16 protein-coding genes and 1 tRNA gene are annotated in these 20,291 nt (G+C 71.5%); 6 read left to right on the top strand and 11 right to left on the bottom strand.

Features of this window, described 5'->3' with window-relative positions:
* Positions 1-270 precede the first annotated feature (270 nt).
* Together OG871_RS36345 and OG871_RS36340 are read left to right on the top strand one after the other, a co-directional pair.
* Entirely contained in the window at positions 271-2,151 is a 1,881-nt protein-coding gene (locus OG871_RS36345; protein ID WP_371502671.1) for a nitrate- and nitrite sensing domain-containing protein, read from the top strand.
* Complete coding sequence (locus tag OG871_RS36340) at positions 2,148-2,492, top strand: DUF742 domain-containing protein (RefSeq protein WP_371502670.1); 345 nt, start codon at positions 2,148-2,150, stop codon at positions 2,490-2,492. Before OG871_RS36345 ends, OG871_RS36340 begins: the two co-directional genes overlap by 4 nt.
* Positions 2,493-2,869: 377 nt before the next feature.
* Here the strand turns inward: OG871_RS36340 and OG871_RS36335 are convergent, their stop codons facing one another.
* Entirely contained in the window at positions 2,870-3,361 is a 492-nt protein-coding gene (locus OG871_RS36335; protein ID WP_371502669.1) for a GNAT family N-acetyltransferase, read from the bottom strand.
* Between the two features lie 154 nt (positions 3,362-3,515).
* On the opposite strand from OG871_RS36335, the gene OG871_RS36330 reads away from it, so the two are divergent.
* Entirely contained in the window at positions 3,516-4,292 is a 777-nt protein-coding gene (locus OG871_RS36330) for a hypothetical protein (protein ID WP_371502667.1), read from the top strand.
* Between the two features lie 43 nt (positions 4,293-4,335).
* On the opposite strand, the gene OG871_RS36325 is transcribed toward OG871_RS36330, so the two are convergent.
* The 3 genes from OG871_RS36325 to sigJ form a co-directional block, all read right to left on the bottom strand.
* On the bottom strand, positions 4,336-4,713 hold the full coding sequence (locus OG871_RS36325; protein WP_371502666.1) for a hypothetical protein: 378 nt from the start codon (positions 4,711-4,713) through the stop codon (positions 4,336-4,338).
* Between the two features lie 233 nt (positions 4,714-4,946).
* Entirely contained in the window at positions 4,947-5,387 is a 441-nt protein-coding gene (locus OG871_RS36320; protein ID WP_371502664.1) for a VOC family protein, read from the bottom strand.
* 278 nt (positions 5,388-5,665) lie between these two features.
* A complete protein-coding gene (sigJ, locus tag OG871_RS36315; protein ID WP_371502663.1) occupies positions 5,666-6,619 on the bottom strand; it encodes an RNA polymerase sigma factor SigJ in 954 nt (317 codons plus the stop codon).
* Between the two features lie 165 nt (positions 6,620-6,784).
* On the opposite strand from sigJ, the gene OG871_RS36310 reads away from it, so the two are divergent.
* On the top strand, positions 6,785-7,192 hold the full coding sequence (locus OG871_RS36310) for a hypothetical protein (protein WP_371502662.1): 408 nt from the start codon (positions 6,785-6,787) through the stop codon (positions 7,190-7,192).
* 72 nt (positions 7,193-7,264) lie between these two features.
* Here OG871_RS36310 and OG871_RS36305 read toward each other — a convergent pair whose 3' ends face one another.
* The 6 genes from OG871_RS36305 to OG871_RS36280 all read right to left on the bottom strand — a co-directional run bounded on the left by OG871_RS36305 (position 7,265) and on the right by OG871_RS36280 (position 12,871).
* Positions 7,265-7,771 carry a hypothetical protein gene (locus OG871_RS36305; RefSeq protein WP_371502661.1) on the bottom strand — a complete coding sequence of 169 codons (507 nt, stop codon included), beginning with the start codon at positions 7,769-7,771 and terminating at the stop codon, positions 7,265-7,267.
* Between the two features lie 269 nt (positions 7,772-8,040).
* Positions 8,041-8,135 (bottom strand) — tRNA-Cys (locus OG871_RS36300).
* 300 nt (positions 8,136-8,435) lie between these two features.
* Complete coding sequence (locus OG871_RS36295) at positions 8,436-9,656, bottom strand: cytochrome P450, cyclodipeptide synthase-associated (protein WP_371502660.1); 1,221 nt, start codon at positions 9,654-9,656, stop codon at positions 8,436-8,438.
* 518 nt (positions 9,657-10,174) lie between these two features.
* Positions 10,175-10,648 (bottom strand): hypothetical protein, encoded by a 474-nt coding sequence (locus OG871_RS36290; protein WP_371502659.1) that lies wholly within the window; start codon positions 10,646-10,648, stop codon positions 10,175-10,177.
* 117 nt (positions 10,649-10,765) lie between these two features.
* Positions 10,766-11,212 (bottom strand): hypothetical protein, encoded by a 447-nt coding sequence (locus tag OG871_RS36285; RefSeq protein ID WP_371502658.1) that lies wholly within the window; start codon positions 11,210-11,212, stop codon positions 10,766-10,768.
* Between the two features lie 309 nt (positions 11,213-11,521).
* Complete coding sequence (locus OG871_RS36280) at positions 11,522-12,871, bottom strand: cation:proton antiporter (protein WP_371502657.1); 1,350 nt, start codon at positions 12,869-12,871, stop codon at positions 11,522-11,524.
* Positions 12,872-13,474: 603 nt separating this feature from the next.
* Between OG871_RS36280 and OG871_RS36275 the strand changes: the two genes are divergently transcribed.
* Positions 13,475-16,645: an amino acid adenylation domain-containing protein gene (locus OG871_RS36275; RefSeq protein WP_371502655.1), complete on the top strand. Its 3,171-nt coding sequence runs from the start codon at positions 13,475-13,477 to the stop codon at positions 16,643-16,645.
* Between the two features lie 74 nt (positions 16,646-16,719).
* Here OG871_RS36275 and OG871_RS36270 read toward each other — a convergent pair whose 3' ends face one another.
* Positions 16,720-18,600, bottom strand: a complete 1,881-nt coding sequence (locus tag OG871_RS36270) for a carbamoyltransferase C-terminal domain-containing protein (protein ID WP_371502654.1) — start codon at positions 18,598-18,600, stop codon at positions 16,720-16,722.
* Positions 18,601-19,036: 436 nt separating this feature from the next.
* Here OG871_RS36270 and OG871_RS36265 point away from each other — a divergent pair, with 436 nt between their 5' ends.
* Positions 19,037-20,290: a tryptophan 2,3-dioxygenase gene (locus OG871_RS36265; protein ID WP_371502653.1), complete on the top strand. Its 1,254-nt coding sequence runs from the start codon at positions 19,037-19,039 to the stop codon at positions 20,288-20,290.
* Position 20,291 lies beyond the last annotated feature (1 nt).

The raw sequence follows: 20,291 nt of genomic DNA, 5'->3' as shown, positions 1-20,291 counted from the left end.
AGCGCCTCCAGCCCGGCTTCGTTCCCCGAACGCGAACTCGACATCCCGCTAACGGTATTGACCGACCGTCATAGCGACGAGCGTGTTTCGGCGGTAGATCCGCCGGGTTGCCGGGTGCTCATCCCTGACTTCCCGGTGGCTGAGGTCGGCGCAACTCGCACGCAATCCCGGACGCCTACGCTCGACGGGGCCAGGGCCGGCACCGCAGCCGCGCCTCCGTTCCCCGTGCGCCCACCCCGCCGGGCCGCTTGCCGAGGGGGACTCCCCGACGTGCGTAAGCTCCGCAGCATTCGCCACCGGCTGACCCTGCTACTCGCTCTTCCCCTGGGTGTGCTGGTGGTACTGGCCGGGCTCGGTACGGCCGCCCAGGCCTCCCGCTACACCGAGGCGGGCCGGACCAGCGACCGGGTCGCCCTGGTGGTCGCCGCCGAGGAGCTGGTCCACCAGCTCCAGCGCGAGCGCGGCCTGACGGCCGGTCTGCTCGGCGGCGACGAAAGCTTTCGGGCCCAGTTGCCCGGCCGGCGCGCCGCTGCCGACCAAGCCCGCCAGGCACTGGACCGGCAGCTGGCGGCCGGCCCCCCGGGCGCCGAAGCGGTGCGAAAGGCGCTGGCTTCGCTCAGCACGCTGGCCGCGCTGCGCGGCCGGGCCGACACCGGCTCCGCCACCCGCGTGGACGCGCTCGGCTTCTTCACCGATGCGATCACCGGGCTGACCTCGGCCGCCTTCGCCGACCAGAGCGCCTCGGGCGATCAGCGGCTCCAGGACGCGCTGACCACCCTGCGCGCGCTGTGCGATGCCACCGAGGCGGCCGCCCTCGAGCGCGGCACCCTCAACGGCGTGCTGGCCGCCGGCAGCTTCAAGGGGGCCGACTATCCGTCCTTCGTCCGGATCACGGCAGTGAAGAGCGCTGCGCTGGCCCAGGTGCCGCGCACCGCCACCCCGGCCAGGACCAGCTCGCTGGACGCCGCGCTGCGGACCCCGGCGGCGGTCTCGGTGGCCGGGATGGAGCAGCAGGCACTGGCCGGCTACGCGGCCGAGCGGCTGCCGGTGAAGGCCGCCGACTGGTGGTCGGCGGCCTCGACCCAGGTCGACGACCTGCAGCGGGTGCAGGCCGAGGCCGCGCAGGAGAGCCGGGCGCGGGCCGAGGAGCTGCGTTCGGCGGCGCTGGGCTCGCTGCTGGTCGACCTGGGTCTCGCGGTGGTCGCGGTGGCCGGCGCGGTCGCGCTCGGCGTGGCGGCCACGCGGTCGATCACCCGGCCGATCGCGGCGCTGGTCGCCGAGGCCAACGCTCTGGCCGACCGGGTGCTGCCGGACGCGGTGGCCAAGGTGCAGGAGGGGCTGGAGGCACCGGTCGGGCTCAGCTCGGCGGGAGCCGGGCGGACCGAGGAACTGGTCGAGTTGGCCGCGGCGCTGGATCAGGTCGCGGGCACGGCGGTTCGCCTGGCCGTCGAGCAGTCGGTGCTGCGGCGGAACACCGCCGCGTCGCTGGCCAATCTGGGCCGCCGCAACCAGGCCCTGGTCACCCGTCAGCTGGGTTTCCTCACCACGCTGGAGCGCGGCGAGCACGACCCGGGGGCGCTGGCCGACCTCTTCGAGCTGGACCACCTGGCGACCCGGATGCGCCGCAACGCGGAGAGCCTGCTGGTACTGGTCGGCGAGGTGAGCCCGCGCCGCTGGGCCCGACCGGTGGGGATGGGCGATGTGATCCGCTCCGCGCTGGGCGAGGTGGAGGACTACCGGCGCGTGGTGCTCCGCCAGGTTGACGAGACCCTGCTGGACGGGGGCTCGGTGGCCGAGGTCGCGCACCTGCTGGCCGAGCTGGTGGAGAACGCGGTGGCGGCCTCCGCCTCGGACACCGATGTGGAGGTCTTCGCGCGAGTGAGCGGCGCCGGCTACCTGATCGCGGTGCAGGACCGCGGGACGGGCATGGACGAGACCGAGCTGGAGCGCGCCAACGCCCGGCTGACCGGACAGGAGAGCTTCCTGGTCGGCCGCAGCGGGCTGCTCGGTCACTACGTGGTCGGTCGGCTCGCCGCCCGCCTCGGGGCACGGGTGCGGCTGGCGCCCTCGGCGACGCACGGGGTGACGGCCACCGTGCTGCTGCCGCCCCATCTGCTGACGCAGGCTCAGGCGATCGTGGTGGGAACGTGACGGAGGAGTTCGAGACCGGCGAGGTCGTCCGCCCGTTCATCGTCACCGGCGGGCGCACCCGACCGGTCCAGGAGGACCTGCGGATCGAGACCCTCGTGTCCGCGCTGCCGTCCGCACTGGCCGCCCCGATCGGCTTCGAGCGGCACCGGATCGTGGAACTGTGTCAGTACCCGCACTCGGTGGCCGAGCTGGCGGCGCTCCTGCCCGTGCCGCTCGGGGTGGCGCGGGTGCTGGTGGCCGACCTGGCGGCGGAGCGGTACGTCCGCGTGCACCCGCAGGCGGCGGGCGATGTGACGGTCGCGCTGCTGGAGCGGATCCGTGCCGGGCTGCTGCGGCTGTGAATCACCGCATTGACGCTGCTGACCCCCTGGCCTCGCTCCCGCTGCCGGCGGTCAGGGCGTGCCGGTCGGCTCGGACTCCAGCGCCTCCAGGATGAGTCCGGTCACCCGGACGGCGGCGCCCCACTCCTCCTGCAGGAGGTCGGGAAGGTCCTCCAGCACCTCGGCCGGGATCGCACTTCCCGCCGCCCCGGACAGCAGACGCGACAGCCGGAGGCCGGACCGGCGGACGCAGAGCCCGACGCTCGAGGTCCGGCCGCTGCTCCCGTACCCGCGCCGGGACGTCGGGGCCGCCCGCGATCCACAGCAGGTGCGACAGGCGCAGCTCGTAGTCCTCCAGACAGAGCCCGAGGTCGCGTCCCGGCGGCCGAGACCGTCGGTTACAGCCGGCGCTGCCAGGTCTGGCCGACGAGGTCGTGGCCGAAGCTGTGGTGGGATTCCTCGGCGACGAGTTCGAAGCCGTGCTTGCGGTAGATGCGCCGGGCCGAGCCGAGGACGTCGTTGGTCCACAGGGTGATCGCCTCGTACCCGGACTCCCGGGCAAAGCGCAGGCACTCCTCGACCAGGCGTTCTCCCAGGCCCAGACCGCGCGCGGCCGGGTCGACGAGCAGCAGCCGCAGTTTCGCGGTCCTCTCGTCCGCGCGTACGCAGAAGACGCAGCCTGCCCGTGCCCCGTCGACCTCCGCGATCCACGCCGCCTGCGGCCCGGGCTCCTTCTCCTCGGCGTAGTCCGCGATGATCCGGGCGACGAGCGTCTCGAAGCCGGTGTCCCAGCCGAACTCCCGGTCGTAGAACTCGCCGTGGGCCATCACCACCCAGCCCAGATCGCCGGGCCTGCCCAGTGGCCGGACGACCACCTCGCGCTCCGCCATCGTGCCTCCACATACCCCGCGACCGAAACGACCGCCTCATTCTGCACCGCGCGGCGGGCTCGGACCGGCGCGCGGTGTCGTAGTGTCAGCCGCCCGGTGCACGATGAGGGCGGCCGGAAGCGGTCCGACGGGACGGGACATCAGGAGAAGCATGATGGCGAACGGCACGCCGAACAGCACGACGAACGGCTCGGCCTACGACGCGGCGGACGGCTCGGCGGGTGGCTCGGCGGGTGGCTCGGCAATCGGCATGGCGGAGGCGGTCGCCCGGGTGCTGGCCGAGCACGGCACGCCGCAGGAAGGCGTCCCGGCCGAGGCCGACCAGGAGGGAGTCCGCTCGCGCCTGGTGCACGCAGGCGGGCTCCAGGTCACCACGGAGGTGGATCTGGCCTCGATGGACGCCTACGAGTTCTGCAGCTTCGCGATGCCCGCGGGCCTGGCCCAGGTCTTCCTGCGCTTCGAGGAGTTGCCCGAGCGCTGGCTGAAGGCGGCGGCCGAGGAGGAGTCGCGCGATGGTATCGACGTCCCGCACTGCGCGTGGGCGGTGACCATGGTGGCCGTGGTCGCCGCGGGGGCCTCGGCGCAGGACGTCCTCGACGCCGACTACGGCGAGGTGGGCTTCGACGCCACCTGGCTCGGCGAGTGGCACAGCGCCCTCGCCGACTCGGGCCGTAGCCAGATCGGCCAGCTGGAGCAACCCGGCGTCGCCCTGCAGGACATCGCCGCAGCTCGGGCACGAGAGGCCGCCCGCCGGCTGTACGCGCTGGAGCAGGCGGGCGATCCGACGCCGTTCCTGCAGCTCACCGACCCGGACAGCGGACCCGGTACGTTCGTCTTCCCGACCTACGCGATGAGTTGCAACAGCATCCTGGAAGGCACGGGCGCCGACGGCCGGACGGTCTGTCACCTCTGGTCCGACTTCGAGGTCTGACCGACCGGCCACCGTGTGGCGGACCGCCCGGTCGCCATCGGCGTCAGTTCTCGGGTCGTGGGGCGGCGGCGAGGAGTTCCCGCTTCACACGCTCGTAGTCGGCCAGGGCCTGCGGGTCGCCGTGGGCGTAGTCGGTCCAGAATCCGGGGCGCTGCCAGCGGGCATCCGCGAGGCGGGTGCGACCGCCGGCGACGACCAGGGTCCAGCCGGGCGGTATCCCGGTGTCCACCGTCTCGAAGTCGGCGGGGTCCCAGAGCAGTCCGGGGTCGGGTGTGTCCGGGCCGAGCACGCGGATCTGGCAATCGATGTCGTAGGTGACCATCTCCAGGACCGGGTAGACACCGCCCACCCGGATCCCGTCGAACTCCGCGACCGGGACGTCGGCCGCAGGGTGGATGATCTGCAGGCATCTGACTCTCATGGGAGAAGTCTCGCCCCAGCCGATCCCCGGTCGCTGTCCGGGTCGCCGCGACGGATCCAGCGAGGCGGCCGTGTCCGGTCGCGGGAGATGGCAACTCCCGGTATTCCCAGAGTCGCCCTGGCAGAGTGGCAGAACGGCCGCAGGCCCGGAAGCCCACCGCTCCGCCGAGCTCGACGCCAGGTCCTAAGCGTCGCTGACCAGGTGCTGACACCCCGCTGACCCTTCGGCAGCCTTCAGCCGAGCTGCTCGGCCAGTCCGACGATGATGCCCTCGGGGCCGCGGACGTAGCAGAGCCGATAGCTGTCCTCGTACTGCGCCAGCTCGCCGACGAGTTCGGCGCCGTGGGTACGCAGGCGGGCCACGACGTCCTCGATGTCGTCGACGGCGAACATGATGCGGCGAATGCCCAGTGTGTTCGTCGGCGCGTCCCTCGGCTCGGCGCTGATCGCCTTCGGCCGGTGGAACGTCGCCAGCTCGATTCGGCCGTGGCCGTCCGGGGTCCGCAGCATGGCGATGTCCTGTCGAACGTCGTCGAGCCCGATGACGCGTTCCACCCACCGTCCCTCGATGGGACCTTTGCCCTGCAGCTCCATGCCAAGTTCGACGAAGAACGAAATGACGGTGTCGAGGTCCTCGACAACGATGAGAACGTTGTCCATCCGCTGGATCGTCATGCTGGGTCTCCTCGGTGTGGCACGGCCAGGTGGCTGCATCCGCTCCTGGGACGGAGCCGCCGGGCCGTTCTCGACGTCCTGTGCCACATCTTCGCCGAGAACCCCTTGCCGCGGCGGTGCCCGCCACGCGCCACTCGTGCCAGCTCGAACGAGACATCGCAGGTCAGAGATCCTCTTGCGCTCCCGCGGGCCGACACCGACGCTCAGCGGGGCCATGAAGCGCGAGGTCCCCGATCGGGCCCAGGCCCTCGGCGTCGCGGGTGCCCCCCGCCGCCGGGTCAGTTCCGTCCGTTCCCGGTCCACGCACGGAGTTTCTCCGGGTTTCGGACCGCCCAGATGCGAGCGATGCGGCCGCCTCCGGTGAGGCCGAACGCCGCCACGGACACGGTGGTGCCGGCATGCTGGGCGACCAGGCCGGGCCGGCCGTTGACCGTCCGCTCCAGGAGCGTCAGCCCAGGGGCTCTGCCGGCCATGTGGATCAGGTACTGGGCGATGCGCTCGCCGCCCTCGACCGGGCGCAGGGCGGCCCCGACCAGGCCACCGCCGTCAGCGGTCATCGTGGCGTCGGGGTCGAGGAGGCCGACGAGGGCTGCGACGTCACCGGACTCCCAGGCCTCCTTGAAATGCCGCACGACAGTGGCCTGCCCGGCTGCCGCAGCCGCCGGGGTACGCGCGACGCGGATGCGCCGACGGGCCGAGGACGCGAGCTGCCGGCAGGCCGCGGGCGTCCGGCCGACGATCCCGGCGACCTCGGCGAAGGGGTAGCGGAAGACGTCGTGCAGGACGAACGCCACGCGTTCGGCCGGCGTCATCGACTCCAGGACCACGAGGAAGGCCATGGTCACCGACTCGTCCAGGGTGATCCGGTCGGCGGGGTCGGCCGGCCCGACCCCGCCGCCTGCCCGCCCGTCGGTCCACTGCGCACGGTCGGGCAGCGGCTCGGGTATCCAGGCGCCGACGTAGCGCTCGCGCCGGGCCCGCGCCGAGCCGAGCACGTCCAGGCAGACGCGGCCGGCCACCGTCGTCAGCCAGGCGCCGGGCGACGCGATGGCCTCCTGCTGCTGCCGTGACATCGCGTACCAGCGGGTGTAGGTCTCCTGCACGGCGTCCTCGGCCTCGGTCAGCGAACCGAGCAGCCGGTAGGCGAGATTGATCAGCCGGCGCCGCTCGCCGACGATCGCGCTCAGGTCCGGCTCGCACCGGTCGTGCTCCGGCACGGATGGGCTGCTCATGGTCGCTCCCTGGTTCTTCTCGTCCGCTTCCGCTCTCGCCCTTTCGACGAAATACGGCACCGCACTGTGAGGCCGGCGCCTCGCCTGACATTTCGCGGGCCTGCGTCGTCGGACTGCCGGGACACCACCGATCCGCCACCGAGCGGCAGAAGAGAGGACCTCCTCATGGCCACACGAACGACGACAGCGCCGGGCGGATCCACGTTCCTGCGCGTGGCGATCTTCGCGCAGACCGCTGCCATCCTGTTCCAGGCGGTCACCGCCGGGCTGCTGCTGTCCTCGTCCCACGGCGAGGTGCTGCACAGCGTCGGAGCGCGCGTGATGTACGCGGCGTCGATGCTGTACGTGCTCGCCGCGATCCTGGCATGGCGGCCCGGCGGCGCCTCACCCCGCCCCGTCCTGCACGCCTCCGGCTTCCTCGCACTCGCCTCGGCGCAGGTGATCCTCGGCATCGCGCACAAGCCCGCGCTCCATGTCCCCCTGGGTGTCCTGATGTTCGGCCTGAGCATGCTGGCTCTGGGCCACGTGCCGGCCACCGACCCCCGCGTCAAGCCACCACGACGAACCCCGTGACGCGCGACCGGCACCGGAAGCGCCGGCCGACCACGCAGCGCGAGGGTGGCGGGCGGCGGGTGGCCCGTGGCTCTACGACGTGGGGATCGCCAGGAGAAGCCCGCCGTCGAGGCGTTCCTGCATGTGCCGGCCGTGCGCGGCACAGACGACGACCGTTCCGCCCTGCGCGTCCATCGCCAGGAACACCGCCGGCTCACCGCAGGGGCCCTGGGTACGGTCATAGCCCCATCCGGCGCTGCACTCCCGACACCACGAGCGGCCGTCCCGCGTCCGCAGCGTCGGCCCGCACCGCGGACAGATCCCCCACCACGCCGTACACGACCCCGGCCCCTGGGCGGCGCGCACCCGCGCCAGCTCCCCGGCCGCGCCACCGATCCGCCGCGCCACCTGCGCGAGCGCGTCGTCCACCGCGCCCGACAACGCACCCCGCACCCCGCGCGGCAGGCCCGGAGACTGCTTCAACCGTTCCCGCATCGCGACGACATCCCGCGCCAGCGCGTCCACCTGCGCCTGAAGATCCCGCAGCTCCGCAGGAGTCGGCCCACCACCGCTTCCGGCGGAATCAGCATCCGTGAACAAGCCCCACACCCCCGACAACACCACCACACACCACCCGCCGGCACACCATGATCGGGCACCCGCGGGCGGCCACCCACCAGAAACATCGTGATCAAACCATGACGGCCACACCCCGACAAGAGACGAAGGTCACGCAACCGATCCAAGCGAACACCACAGGAAACACCACAACCCGGGCAACGCGATCGTGCCACCCGACGACGCCACACACCCGGAGCGGCGGCCCAGGGCCGACGACCGGTCCGCCGGCGGGAGGCCGGCGTGCGGGGCGGAGAGGGCAGGATTCGAACCTGCGCGGGCCCCGGAGGACCCTGCTCGGCCGTTGCCGGCCAGGCACCCGATGAACCGCTCCGGGCACCTCTCCCGATCAGGGACCGCTCGTGTTCCCCGATGTGCTCCCAGCATGGCCCGGCGGTCTGACCGAGCGCTGACACCCGGCTGATTCCGCCCCACCCTTGCGGAGGACTTGCAACCAGACCGGACAAACTGCGCGAATGGTGCGCGGCCTGTGCCCCCGGACGGCCCGGCAACCGTCCCGGCCAGGCGATGCCGGACGACAGGGCTCGTTCACATCTGCCCGCCATGGCCACCGCCAGCCTGCCGCCGCGGACGGCCGTAGCGTCACCGCCTCCGTCCGGACGGGAGGGGCGGCGTCAGCCAAGCCTCAGCCGTCGTGGACGGGGGTGAAGTCCAGGCACAGAGAAGCGGGGCCACGGGTATAGAGGCCGGTCTCCCGGTAGTGGAAGCCGGGGCTGTAGCGGACCTGGTCGAGCAGGGGAAGGAGCATCGCGGCGACGGTCTCGATCTCGGCGCGGGCGAAGGCCGCGCCGACACACTGATGGAGTCCCGTGCCGAAGGCGAGGTGCTGGGCGGCCGCGGTGAAGGACCGGGCGGTGCCCAGGTCCGGGCGGTGGATGTCGAAGGACTCCGGTGCCGTGAACGCGTCCGGGTCGCGGTTGGCCGCGCCGATCATGCAGAACACGGTGGCGCCCGCCGGGACGACGGTGCCGGCGAACACCGCGTCCTTCCCCGCCTGACGGGGGATGAGTTGGACGGGCGGGGTGTAGCGCAGGGTCTCGGCGATCGCGGCGGGCAGCAGGGCCGGGTTCTCGCGGAGCTGCGCCAGCTGCTCGGGATGGTCGATCAGGTGCTTGAAGAGCAGCGCGAGGGTCTTGTCGGCGGGCTCGACAGCGGCTACCAGAACGTTGATGACGAGCGCGGTGACGTCGCGGTTGCTCATGGCGATGCCGTCGAACTCGGCCGTGCACAGCGTCGATATCAGGTCCGCGCCGGGGTGACGGCGGCGCTGTTCGATGACGGGGACGAGGTAGGCCTCCAGCTGCTCGGCGCAGTCCAGGCAGTGCCGGCGGCGCTCGGGAGCGAGAGCGATGCTGGTGATGAACTCGCCGACCCCGCCGAGCCAGGTGGTGACCTGCCGCCAGTCCTTCCTGTCCAGGCCGAGGACATCGAGCGTCACGTGGACGGCCAGGGGTCTGCCGAAGTCGTGGACGAGGTCCACCCGGCCCTGGGGAAGGAAGGGCGCGAGGAGCTCGGCGGCGTTCGTGTGGATGGCGCGTATCTGGTCCTGCAGGGCCTGCCCGGTGAAGCCCCGCACGACGATACTTCGCTTGGCGGTGTGCTCGGCCCCGGTCATCTGGGCGAGGACCGGTCCACGCATCACCGGCTCGGCGCGCACCTGCAACGTCTCCGTGGTGAACGCCTCATGGTCGGTCAGCACCCGCTTCACGTCCTGATGACGGGACAGGAAGTAACTGTCTATCGCCGGCTCGTAGTGCACCGGCGACTGCTCTCTGAGCCGGGCGAAGTACTGGTAGGGAGCGGCGGCGAAGTCCGCGGACAGGACACTGAAGCGCGAGTCGCCCACGGGCACGGCAAACCTCTCAAGGGGAACGGGCACCAAGGCAGCGCCGGATGACGGGGATGGCAGGAGCTCTGTGACAGTGAGCGGCTCCGACGGGCCGACCGGACGAAGGAGACCGGCCGACGAAGACCGGCGGCCCGCCGAGCTCTCAACCCGGCGATAAGCGACGTGCGGCCCGCCGACACCCCGGGCCGGGGCCCGCAGGAACAAGGAGAGTCCGGCCGACACACGGCAGGCACGCCCCGCCCACCGACGCGCAGGAGGAACCGAAGCCCGCGGACCCGTCCACCCCACGCGGACAGCCCGGACTCACTTCCGGCACTACAGCCGGGCAGGCAACTCGCACTCCGGGCAACGTCGTCAATCCCTCCATAGGAAAGGTCGACAAACCCTACGCCAGGACGGCACACCGCCACCCCCACCCACGAACGCTGTCCGGCAACTGAGTGGGCGGTCTGTGGGCTTATGGCCGTTTCGGCCAGCAGATTGCGTCAGCCGGGCAGGACACCTTGGCCCATGGTTCACCCGCCGATTTGGAAGGGCAGTCCGCGATCGTTGCCCAGCGACCGTCGTATGGCGTTGACGAGTCGTATCTGTGCCCGGGCCGGTTCTTGTTTGGCCGCGTGGAACTCCTCGGGGCTCAACGGATTCCTCAGTGGATCGGCCCGCCTCGCCACTTGCTCCAGGAAGCCGTCGACGGCGTGGCCGAACTCGTCAATCGCTGTCGCCACATCGTTGGGGGCTACCAGGCTCACGCGTGTCAGGACCGCACTCCACTCTCCCCAGTCGTAATCCCAGCCTCGACGGTCGGCATGCGCCCGGCCAATCTCCATCGTGAACTTGGCGTAGTGGAGGAACAGCTCCTGGTAGGCGGCCAACTGTTGGTCGCGGAGCCACTGCCGGTCCTGCGCACGCCGCGTGACGATGCCCCCGACCACGACGCCGATCGTGGCGGAGAGAGCCCCGGCCGCAGTTGTCACCAGCGCATCGAGCACTGCACCCCCGCCGTTCCGCGTCAGCGACTCAACCTTCGATGGCGACCGTAGTGGTGTCAGCGTTCCGCGGCAACGGTATGTGCTTTGAGCAGGGTGTTCTGTGATGGGTCATCAATTTCAGTTCGAGCTGGTGTCGGGTGCCGCCGACGTCGGCTGGGGCAGGATGTACAGGCCGGGTTCGGGTTCGGGTTCGGGTTCGGGTTCGGGTTCGGTGAGGATGCCGCGGTTCACCAGGCGCTTCAGCTTGGCGCGGGTGCCCTCGGTGTGCCGCGGCTCCAGCCCGATGCCGAGAGCCTGGCAGACATCCCTGGCCCGCAGGCCTCGCCCGGCCTGCTCGAAGGCGGCGAGGACCTCGCGGTAGCCGGGCGGCAGCGGCTCGGGCAGCGAGCCACCGTCCTCGACCGCCAGCTCCAGCACGGTCTCGCGAGTGACCTGAAGGCGTTGCAAGGTGCGCTCGGCGGCGGCGAGTTGCTCACTGAGCAGGGTGATCTGCTCACGCAGTCGCTCGACCGTGTCCTGGACCAGCTGCTGCCGGGCCTCGATCTTGTCCAGGAGTTCCCTCATCGATACTCCCGCTCCTTGGAGGTGTCGGAGGCCTACCCGTACCCGGCAGCTGACCAACTGTGGTCTCGGAGCCCGCAGCGATCGCCGGGGCGGTCTCACAGACGTCCGCAGCCCTCCGACCTCACCCGAATGGAATCCAGCCGCCACTGCCCACGACCGCCGGCCGGGCAAGCTCCAGCCCGCAGAAGCACAACTCCAGGTTGGCCGATGGTTCAAGTACCCCTCGGACAACGATCGCTGGGGAGTGTGGCCAGGGGAAGTCCCGGCCCGCCTCCCGTGTTTCGCAGGCCCGGCCGGACCGGCGGGCGGTCAGCCCGGGTTGAGGACGTCGGAGTTGGACGAGGGCTGGGGTTCGCCGGTCCTGCGGAGGTGTTCCTCTGCGGTGTGCTCGATGTGTCGCATCGCGATCCTCAGTACGGGGGCGGCCATGACCGACGTGGTGATGGCCACCAGGATCAGGATCGTGAAGGTCGCCTCGCTGAGAATGCCCATCCTGAGGCCCGCGGTCGCGATGACGATCTGGATGACCCCGCGGGAGTTGAGCCCGGCACCGATCGCCAGCGCCTCCCAGCGGTTGAGTCGGCCGGCCAGCGCGCCGAGCATGGCGCCGCTGAACTTGCCGATCACCGCGACCCCGAGAACCAGGAGCGCCGCGCCGAGGACGACCGGTGACCAGAGCGCGGCCAGGTCGATCCGCAGCCCCGCCGTGGCGAAGAAGAGTGGAGCGAGGACCGCCAGGACCACCTGTCGCAGCGGGGCCAGCCCGGCAGGAAGCCGAGGGGCACCGATACCGATCAGGACCCCGGCCAGGAACGCGCCGAACATCGCCTCCAGGTGCAGCGCCTGGGCGGTTCCCGCACTCAGCAGAATGATCACGACCGCTGTGGCGATCTCGCTTGATCCGTCGCCGCGACGCGTGGCCCGATCCATCACCCGGCGGATCAGCGGGCGGGCGAGCAGCACGGTCACGCCGACGATCAGGCCGGTGAGGCCGATGGATCGCAGGACACCGCCGACGGTGGAGGTCCCCACGGCGATGGCGGAGACCACGGACAGCAGCAGCCAGCCCACAACGTCGTCGACCATCGCCGAGGCCAGCATCAGCTGACCGACGTTGCGGTGGGTGAGACTCATGTCGGCGAGCGTCTTGGCGATCACCGGGATGGCGCTGACGCAGAGCGCGACGCCGAGGAACAGCGCGAAGGCCAGTCGGCCGGTCGACTCCGGGACGAGCGAGCCCGGCAGCAGGTAGCCGAGCCCGACGCCCAGCCCGAGCGGCAGCAGCAGCCCGGCCGTGGCGATGCTGGCCACGGTGGCCCGGCGCCGGCGCGCGAGCGCGAGGTCGACCTCCATGCCCGTGACGCCGATCAGCAGGATGAGTCCGAACTGGCCGACCGCGTCCAGCAGATGGAACTGGGATGCGGAGGCGGGCAGCAGCCGGTCGAAGAGCCCGGGCATGAGGTGGCCGAACACGGTCGGCCCCAGCAGGATGCCGGCGCTCAGCTCGCCCACCACGGCCGGCAGGCGGAACCGGGCGGCGAGCTGCCCGAGCACGAGGGCGAGCAGGAGGAGTAATCCGGCCTGGAGCAGCAGGAGCAGCAGGCTGTTCGAGGGCAGGGCCACGACTGGGCCGGCGGCGGGCACGTGATCTCCGATCATCCGTGGGCAGCAATCCGCGCTGGGCGGGGCGAGGTTCGGGGGGGGACCGGCCGACCGGTCCCGCGCGGGGGTGGATCCTCGGGCTGCGGCGCCGGTCGGCTGGACTCTCCACGGGGCCGTTGCAGCTGCGTCGGCCACGGATGCTCAGCGGGCTCGGACGCGAGAGTGGGCACCACCCGGACTGAAAAGGCGGGTGAGTCACCGTCAGCAGCTCTGGCTCGTCGAACGTCTGACGGTGGCGCCGGCTCGAACTCGCCGCGACGGCGCGCGGATCCAATCCCATCACGAACCGTGTCCGTTCCGCCAGAGGAAACCGCGGATCATCTGTCGGGCGATCGATACGCGCAGGGCCACGTGCTACGGTCGTCCGGCTGGGGGACGCCTTCGCCCGATCGGGCTGGGCCGCAACGCGCCCACTGCGGGCAGGCTGTACGGCTGCCGCGGATCCGTGGACGCCGGTGCACCGGTGCGAGAGCGCCGTGTTGCCGCCACCGCGCAGCCGACGGGCGACCCGGCGCCGACTCCGGCGGGGTGGCCCGGCAGCCGGGATGCCGAGGACCGGCCGGCGGATTCCAGCTCACGTCCCTTGTCAAGGAGCTGCCCGTGAGCGAGCGCTGTATCCATGAACTCTTCGAGGCCCAGGTCGCCAGGACGCCGCACGCGATCGCCCTGATCGTCGGCGACACCGCCGCGACCGCGACAGAGCTGTCCTATCGGGACCTCGACCGGCGGGCCGACCGGTTGGCGCACCGCCTGCGGTCGCTGGGCGTGGGCCCCGAACTCCCGGTCGGCGTCTGCCTGCACCGCGGGGTGGAACTGCTGGTCACCCTGCTGGCGGTGCTCAAGGCCGGCGGCGCCTACGTGCCCCTCGACCCGGACTATCCCGCCGACCGGCTCGCCTACCTGCTGGAGGATTCGGCGGCGCCCCTCGTGGTCACCGATCGGCGGCTGGCCGAAGGATTCGCGGCCTACCACGGGGTGGTGGTGCACGCCGACGACGAGGACACCGCCGCGGCCGAGGGCACGGATACGGCCGCGACCGAGGGCGCCGACTCGGCCGCGGCCCGCGACGGCAGGGCGCGCCCGATGGCGCCGGCCCCCGCCAACCCGGCCTACGCCATCTACACCTCCGGCTCGACCGGGCGGCCGAAGGGGGTCGTGGTACCGCACGCCGGGGTGGTCAACCGCCTTGCCTGGGCGCAGGAGTGGTTCCCGCTGGCGGTCGGCGACCGGGTGCTCCAGAAGACGCCCTACAGCTTCGACGTGTCGGTACCGGAGCTGTTCTGGCCACTGGCCAACGGGGCGACGGTGGTGATGGCCCGGCCCGGCGGGCACCGCGACCCGCGCTACCTGGCCCAGGTGATCGGCGAGCACCGGATCACCACGGTCAGCTTCGTGCCCTCCATGCTGCGGGCCTTCCTCGCCGAGCCGGTGGGACCGCTGCCGTCCCTTCGGCGCATCCTGTGCAGCGGCGAGGCGCTCACCGCCGACCTGGTGTCGGCGGCGCACGAGCACCTCGGCTGCGACGTCTTCAACCTGTACGGTCCCACCGAGGCCAGCGTCGAGTCCACCGGTGTCCGCTGCCTCCCCGGCGAGCCGGTGACGATCGGGCACGCGGTACCCGGGACGAGGGCGCTGGTACTGGACGCGGAGCTGCGCGCGGTACCTGATCTGACGCCGGGCCAGCTCTGCCTGGCGGGCGTCCAGCTCGCGCGCGGCTACCACGGCCGGCCGGGCCTGACCGCGGACCGGTTCGTCCCCGATCCGTACGCGGCCACGCCCGGAGAGCGTCTCTACCTCACCGGGGACCTGGTCCGCCGGCTTCCCGACGGCGCCATCGTGTACCTGGGCCGGATGGACCAGCAGGTGAAGATCCGCGGCAACCGGGTCGAGCTCGGCGAGATCGAGACCGCGCTCTCGGCGGACCCCGCCGTGGCGGCCGTGGCAGTCACCGCTCCGGCCACGGTGGGCGGCGAGCAGCGGCTGGCCGCCTACCTGGTGCCCTCCGTCGAGGAGTGCGACCTCGCGGCGGTGCGGGCCCGGCTGGCCGGGCGGCTTCCCGACTACATGATCCCGACCGTGTGGATCACCCTCGACACGCTGCCCCTGACCTCCAGCGGGAAGATCGACCGCAACGCCCTGCCTGACCCCGGATCCGCGCGGCCCGCGCTGGCCGCGGCCTATCTCCCACCGCGCACCAAGACCGAGCAGATCGTGGCGGAGATCTGGGAGACGGTACTGGAATTCGCACCGGTGGGCCTCGATGACGGCTTCCTCGACCTCGGCGGCCACTCGCTGGCGGCCACCAGGATCTGCGCCCGGATCCGCCGGGCGCTGAACTGCGACCTGTCCGTCGAGGACCTGCTGACCCACCGGACGGTGCAGGACCTGGCCGCGCTGGTGGACCGCGCCGCGGCGCGCCCGGGCCCCGTCCAGGGCATCCCGGCGACCGTCAGGGAGGCCGGGTACCGGCACGAACTGTCCTTCGCGCAGCAGCGGTTGTGGCTGCTCGACCAGTTCACCCCGGGCAGCACCGACTATCTGATGCTGGAGGCCTACCGCCTCACCGGGCCGCTGGACCCGGAGGCGCTGCGGGCCGCGCTGGGTGACACGATCGCCCGGCACCAGGCACTGCGCGCCACCTTCGGCGCCGTGGACGGCGTGCCGTACCAGGTGGTCTCCGAGGCCGGCACGCCGCCGTTCGAGACGGTCTCGCTCGAGGGCGCCGAGGACTCCGGGGTCGCGGCGGCGATCGACCGGGAGCTGCGCCTGCCGATCCGGCTCGACCGTGGACCGCTGCTGCGCATGACGCTGCTGCGGGTAGCCGAAGCGAGCCATGTGGTGGTTCTGGTGATCCATCACATCGTCGCCGATGACTGGTCCCTGGACGTGTTCTGGCAGGGCCTGGCGGCCTACTACCAAGCCCGCGCCAACGGCCGTGGGCCGGCCGTACTGGACCCGCTCGCGGTCCAGTACCCGCACTACGTGGCTTGGCAGCGGAGCCTGCCGCAGCGCACCGCGCTGCGCGAGCAACTGGAGCGGCGCCGCGCGCAGCTGGCACCGGTGCCGCCGGTGCTCGATCTGCCGACGGACTTCCCCCGCGCGGAGCTCCGGGACTCGGTCGACCGGGTCGTCGGTTTCGAGCTGCCGGCGGCGACCGTCCGGGAGGTCGACGCGGTCGCACGCGGTGCGGGGGCGACACCGTTCATGGTGCTGCTGGCGGTGTTCGCCGCGGCCCTGGCCGACCTCTCGGGCCAGGACGACTTCCTGGTCGGCACGTTCGCCGGCAACCGGACGTCGACGGAGACCGAACCGCTGGTCGGGCTCTTCGTGAACACCCTGGCCCTGCACATGGACTGCGCCGGCGACCCGGGCTTCGCCGAGCTGGTGGCCCGGGTCAGATCGGCCTCGCTGGCCGCCTACCGGCACCAGGAGGTGCCGTTCGACCAGCTGGTGAGTGCGTTGCGCCCGCCGCGCGACCTGACCCGAAACCCGCTGGTCCAGGTGGCCTTCCAGCTGCTGACCCAGCAGCCGGACCGGCTCGCGCTGCCCGGGGTCTCGGTCGAGCCGGTGCGTGCCGCGCAGGGCGGCAACGTGCTCGACCTGCTGCTCACCGTGCGGCCGGACGGCGACCGGCTGATCGGAGAACTGCATTACCGCGCGGACCTGTTCACGCCGGAGACAGCCCAAGCGCTGGCGGACCGGCTGGCCCGCACCGCGCGCGCGGCGGCCGAGCGGCCCGAACTGCCGCTGTCCGCCCTCGGCCGGGGCTGACCGGTCGGCGAACACCGAGTGGCCCCGGACACCGAGTCGGTGTCCGGGGCCACTGGCGTAGCCCGGCGGAAGGCTCAGTCCGCCGAGCCGTCCGGCAGGTACTGGGCCAGCGGGTAGACCGGGCGCGGCACCTCGGGCAGCCCGGCCCACTGGAGCAGTCCCAACCTGCGCAGGTCGAGTGCGGTGTCGACGGCCTGGTCGAGGTCGGCGGCGAGCTCCTCGGCGATGTCCCGGATCGAGCGGCTCGCGTCAGCCCGCTCGAGGATGCCGATGCCGAGCGCGGAAACGCCTTCGGTAGAGGGACCCTTGGTCGTCTCGCGGCTGGCGGACCAACGCTCCCGGACCTCGGTTCGGACCGGATGCAGCGCGTTCAGGTCCGGGCGGGCGATCTCGAGATCGCCGATGAAGAGCCGGTCGAGCCGCGAGCCGTAGAGGCAGTCGATCGCCTCCTCGGGCCGTTCCACGATGGGCATGCCGCGGAGGTTGAACGAGGTGTTCAGGACCAGCGGCAGGCCGGTCTGTGCGTCGAACGCCTCCAGCAGCGCCCGGAACGGCCCGGGAGTGTCCGCCGCCACCGTCTGGATCCGGCAGCTGCCGTCGATGTGCACGAGCTCGCTCACCGACTCCTGGCGGGCCGGCCGGACCGGGCACACCAGCAGCATGAAGGGACTTTCCTCGGTGGGAAGTTCGAAGAAGTCGTGGGCCCGCTCGGCCAGCGCCGATCCGGCGAACGGACGGAATCCCTCGCGGAACTTCACCCGTGCGTTCAGGCGGTCCTTCATCCCCGGCAGGCCCGGGTGGCACAGGATCGAGCGCGCTCCCAGCGACCGCGGCCCGTACTCCGAGCGGTCCTGGAACCAGCCGATGATCTCCCCGCGGGCGATGGCCGCGGCGGCAGCCTCGGCGACGGCGGCCGGGCCGGAGTGTCGCTGCACCGGGAGCTGCCAGCGCTCGGCGACCGCTGCCAGGTCGCGGCCGGTCACCCGCGGCGGGCCGAGGTAGACGTGTCGCAGAGCCTTGCCGGCGGACGAGGGGCGGCCGGCCAGGTTGTGGTAGGCGTAGAGCGCGGCACCTGCGGCGTTGCCGTCGTCGGTGGCCGCCGGGAAGACGAACAGCCGATCGATCTCGGTCTCCCGCAGGAGCCGCGGATTGAGCGTCGAGTTGAGGAAGCAGCCGCCCGCGGCGACCAGGGAGCGGCTGCCGGTGCGGACCAGGACCTCGCGGACCTGGTGCAGGACGGCCTCCTCGAACTCGGCCTGGACCTGGGCGGCCAGGTCGTAGTGGAACTGCTCGTACGGTGCTCGCGGACGGCGCGGCAGCAGCCGCAGTTCGCTGCCGTGGCGCTCGGCGAGCCCCAACTCGACCAGGGAGTCGGCGACCCGGTCGAAGCTCAGGGAACCGTCCGGCCCCGTCTCGATGAACAGGTTCTCCTTCGAGAACCGCTTGCCGTACGAGGCCAGGCCCATGGTCTTGCCGGCGTCGTCGTAGACGGTGCCGGACTCGCGGAAGCCCAGCGCCAGGGTGATCACCCGGTAGATCTCACCGATGCCGGTGAGTTCGGTCGGCATCCAGATCTCGCCGTCGCGGTGGTAGCCCGCCGCCCGTTCGGAGTCCCGCAGGGTCTGCAGGACGCGCTCGGGAGCGGCCCCGGGACGGAAGTGGAAGCCGGACTCGCGCTCCCGGCCGGTGCCGACCAGCGAACCGTAGGCGTCGATGACCAGGGCCGCGGCCTCGTCGAACCCGGAGGCGTAGAAGGCGGCGCTGGCATGGGCCAGGTGGTGGCCCGGGTGCGGCAGGTGGACGGAGCGCTCCGGTGGGACGAGCAGCCCCAGCACGCCGGCCAGCCGCGCCTCGTCCTCGTCGTTGCGCGACTCGGTGGAGGTCGTGATCCAGTAGTCGACGTCCGACGCGGTCAGCCCTTCGCCGGCCAGGATTTCGCGGGTGAGCTCCGCCATGGCGCCGGCATAGGCGTGCAGCGGAACCGTTCCCCTTTTGACCCGCGACGTGCGCTCCAATGCGAGAGCGGCACGAATCTCTCCGTCGACGACCAGGCAGGCACTGCTGTCGTGGCTCAGATTGAATCCCATGACACGGACAGTCATACAAACACCCCCGTATTTATGCCATCCAGACCGCTCGGACTATAGGCGGGGCCCTCCTCCTGGTCAACCTTTCCAATTGACAGCAGTTAGAGCACAGAGAAGGATCAATGGCAACCTTCCGGAAGAACCGGACAACCCGGGTCATAGCAAGCCGGGCGGCGCGACGCCGCCGGGCGGCGGGCAAATGAGGGTTGCCAGGCCCCAGGACGGCTTGTACTGTCCATCACAGCGTCGTCGCACTTGATGTATTCGACGCACTTCAAATCCTGCGGGGGATCAGGTACCTATCATGCGCTCTTCAGCCGCATCGTCGGCCTTGGCGTGCGCGCTCGTCAACTGGAATGAATCCGAGCGCGCCGTCCATTTTCCATTCGAATCGGTCATCTCATGCTTACGAGCCGACGGGAAGCACTTCGCGCCGACTGAGGTGCTCCAGGCGTTGGCGTCGCTTCGGGCCAGGCTCGCCCCGGCGGCCGCCGGCGACCGCGATCGGCTGATGCTGGATCAGTTCCTCGCGGTCACCCTGGACAAGTGGGACGGCACCTACGCCTACCGAAGCTACCTCGGCATCGACCTGCTGACGCTCGGGCTCGACGGCGACGGCGGGACCACGGACGCCGCAGGCAGCCGCCGCCACCGGGACGAATGGGTCGGGCTGCTGCTGGCCGACCTGTGGTCGTTCGAGGACGGGGTACGCTCCGAAAGCCACGACTGGCTGCCGCAGATGCGACCCGAGAGCGCACTGCTGCGAAAACGCGCGAAGCTGATCGAGACCGCGCTCACGCCGATTGTCAGACGGCTCGACGGAACCGGAACCGGATCATCCGGGAGTATCGCCGAAGTATCGCACCGGCTTCTCGCCGATACCTCGCCGGAGCGCCGGCTCGCGCTCCTGACGAGTATGCAGCCGGTATACACGGCGCATGACGAGTACCTCTTCATCCGAATTTTGCAGTCTTTTGAACTGACCTTTTCCGCGATGGCCTCCGAAATGCGGGCGGCTATTTCCGAGGTGCGCGAGAAGAATCCCGCAGCCGCGGCCGAACACATTCACCGGTGCAGCGCCCTGCTCGCCGAGGCGCGCACCCTCTTCTCGCTCGTCGCGACCATGCGGGCGGAGTCGTTCCGCGTGTTCCGCGTCTACACCGAGGGTGCGAGCGCGATTCAGTCCGGGAATTACAAGACATTCGAGGCGCTCTGCTCGCCTCCTCCCCCGGAGCGGCTGGACTCGCCGGCCTTCGAGGCGGTCGGGCAGCTGCGCGACCGCGTCCGCGGGGACTGGAGCGATCTCGCCACCGCGGTCCGGGACGCCACCGCGGGCGGTCTGCTGGACGCCGGTGGCCTCGCTCTGGTGAGCGCGGCCACCAGGGAGCTGGAGACCGTGCACCAACGCTGGAAGCAGACGCACTGGAAGCTGGCGGTCCGGATGATCGGCGAGGAGCGCGGCACCGGCTACACGGTGGGCGTGCCGTACCTGAAGAGCGTCATCGATCACCGGCTCTTCCGCGGGCCGTTGGGATTGGAGCCGGTGGCCGATGCCTAGC

Origin of the sequence: Kitasatospora sp. NBC_00374, from assembly GCF_041434935.1 — a bacterium.
In the GTDB taxonomy this organism is placed as follows: domain Bacteria; phylum Actinomycetota; class Actinomycetes; order Streptomycetales; family Streptomycetaceae; genus Kitasatospora.
The sequence above is the reverse complement of the archived record's forward strand: the minus strand, read 5'-3'. Positions and strand labels throughout refer to the sequence as shown.

What these genes read in the sequence shown, in the direction of transcription:
- OG871_RS36335 (WP_371502669.1), bottom strand. Translation starts at nt 3,361, where the DNA reads ATGGCGGAGCGCGAGGTGGTCGTCCGGCCACTGGGCAGGCCCGGCGAT.
- OG871_RS36330 (WP_371502667.1), top strand. Translation starts at nt 3,516, where the DNA reads ATGGCGAACGGCACGCCGAACAGCACGACGAACGGCTCGGCCTACGAC.
- OG871_RS36325 (WP_371502666.1), bottom strand. Translation starts at nt 4,713, where the DNA reads ATGAGAGTCAGATGCCTGCAGATCATCCACCCTGCGGCCGACGTCCCG.
- OG871_RS36320 (WP_371502664.1), bottom strand. Translation starts at nt 5,387, where the DNA reads ATGACGATCCAGCGGATGGACAACGTTCTCATCGTTGTCGAGGACCTC.
- sigJ (WP_371502663.1), bottom strand. Translation starts at nt 6,619, where the DNA reads ATGAGCAGCCCATCCGTGCCGGAGCACGACCGGTGCGAGCCGGACCTG.
- OG871_RS36310 (WP_371502662.1), top strand. Translation starts at nt 6,785, where the DNA reads ATGGCCACACGAACGACGACAGCGCCGGGCGGATCCACGTTCCTGCGC.
- OG871_RS36285 (WP_371502658.1), bottom strand. Translation starts at nt 11,212, where the DNA reads ATGAGGGAACTCCTGGACAAGATCGAGGCCCGGCAGCAGCTGGTCCAG.
- OG871_RS36280 (WP_371502657.1), bottom strand. Translation starts at nt 12,871, where the DNA reads ATGATCGGAGATCACGTGCCCGCCGCCGGCCCAGTCGTGGCCCTGCCC.
- OG871_RS36270 (WP_371502654.1), bottom strand. Translation starts at nt 18,600, where the DNA reads ATGGCGGAGCTCACCCGCGAAATCCTGGCCGGCGAAGGGCTGACCGCG.
- OG871_RS36265 (WP_371502653.1), top strand. Translation starts at nt 19,037, where the DNA reads ATGCGCTCTTCAGCCGCATCGTCGGCCTTGGCGTGCGCGCTCGTCAAC.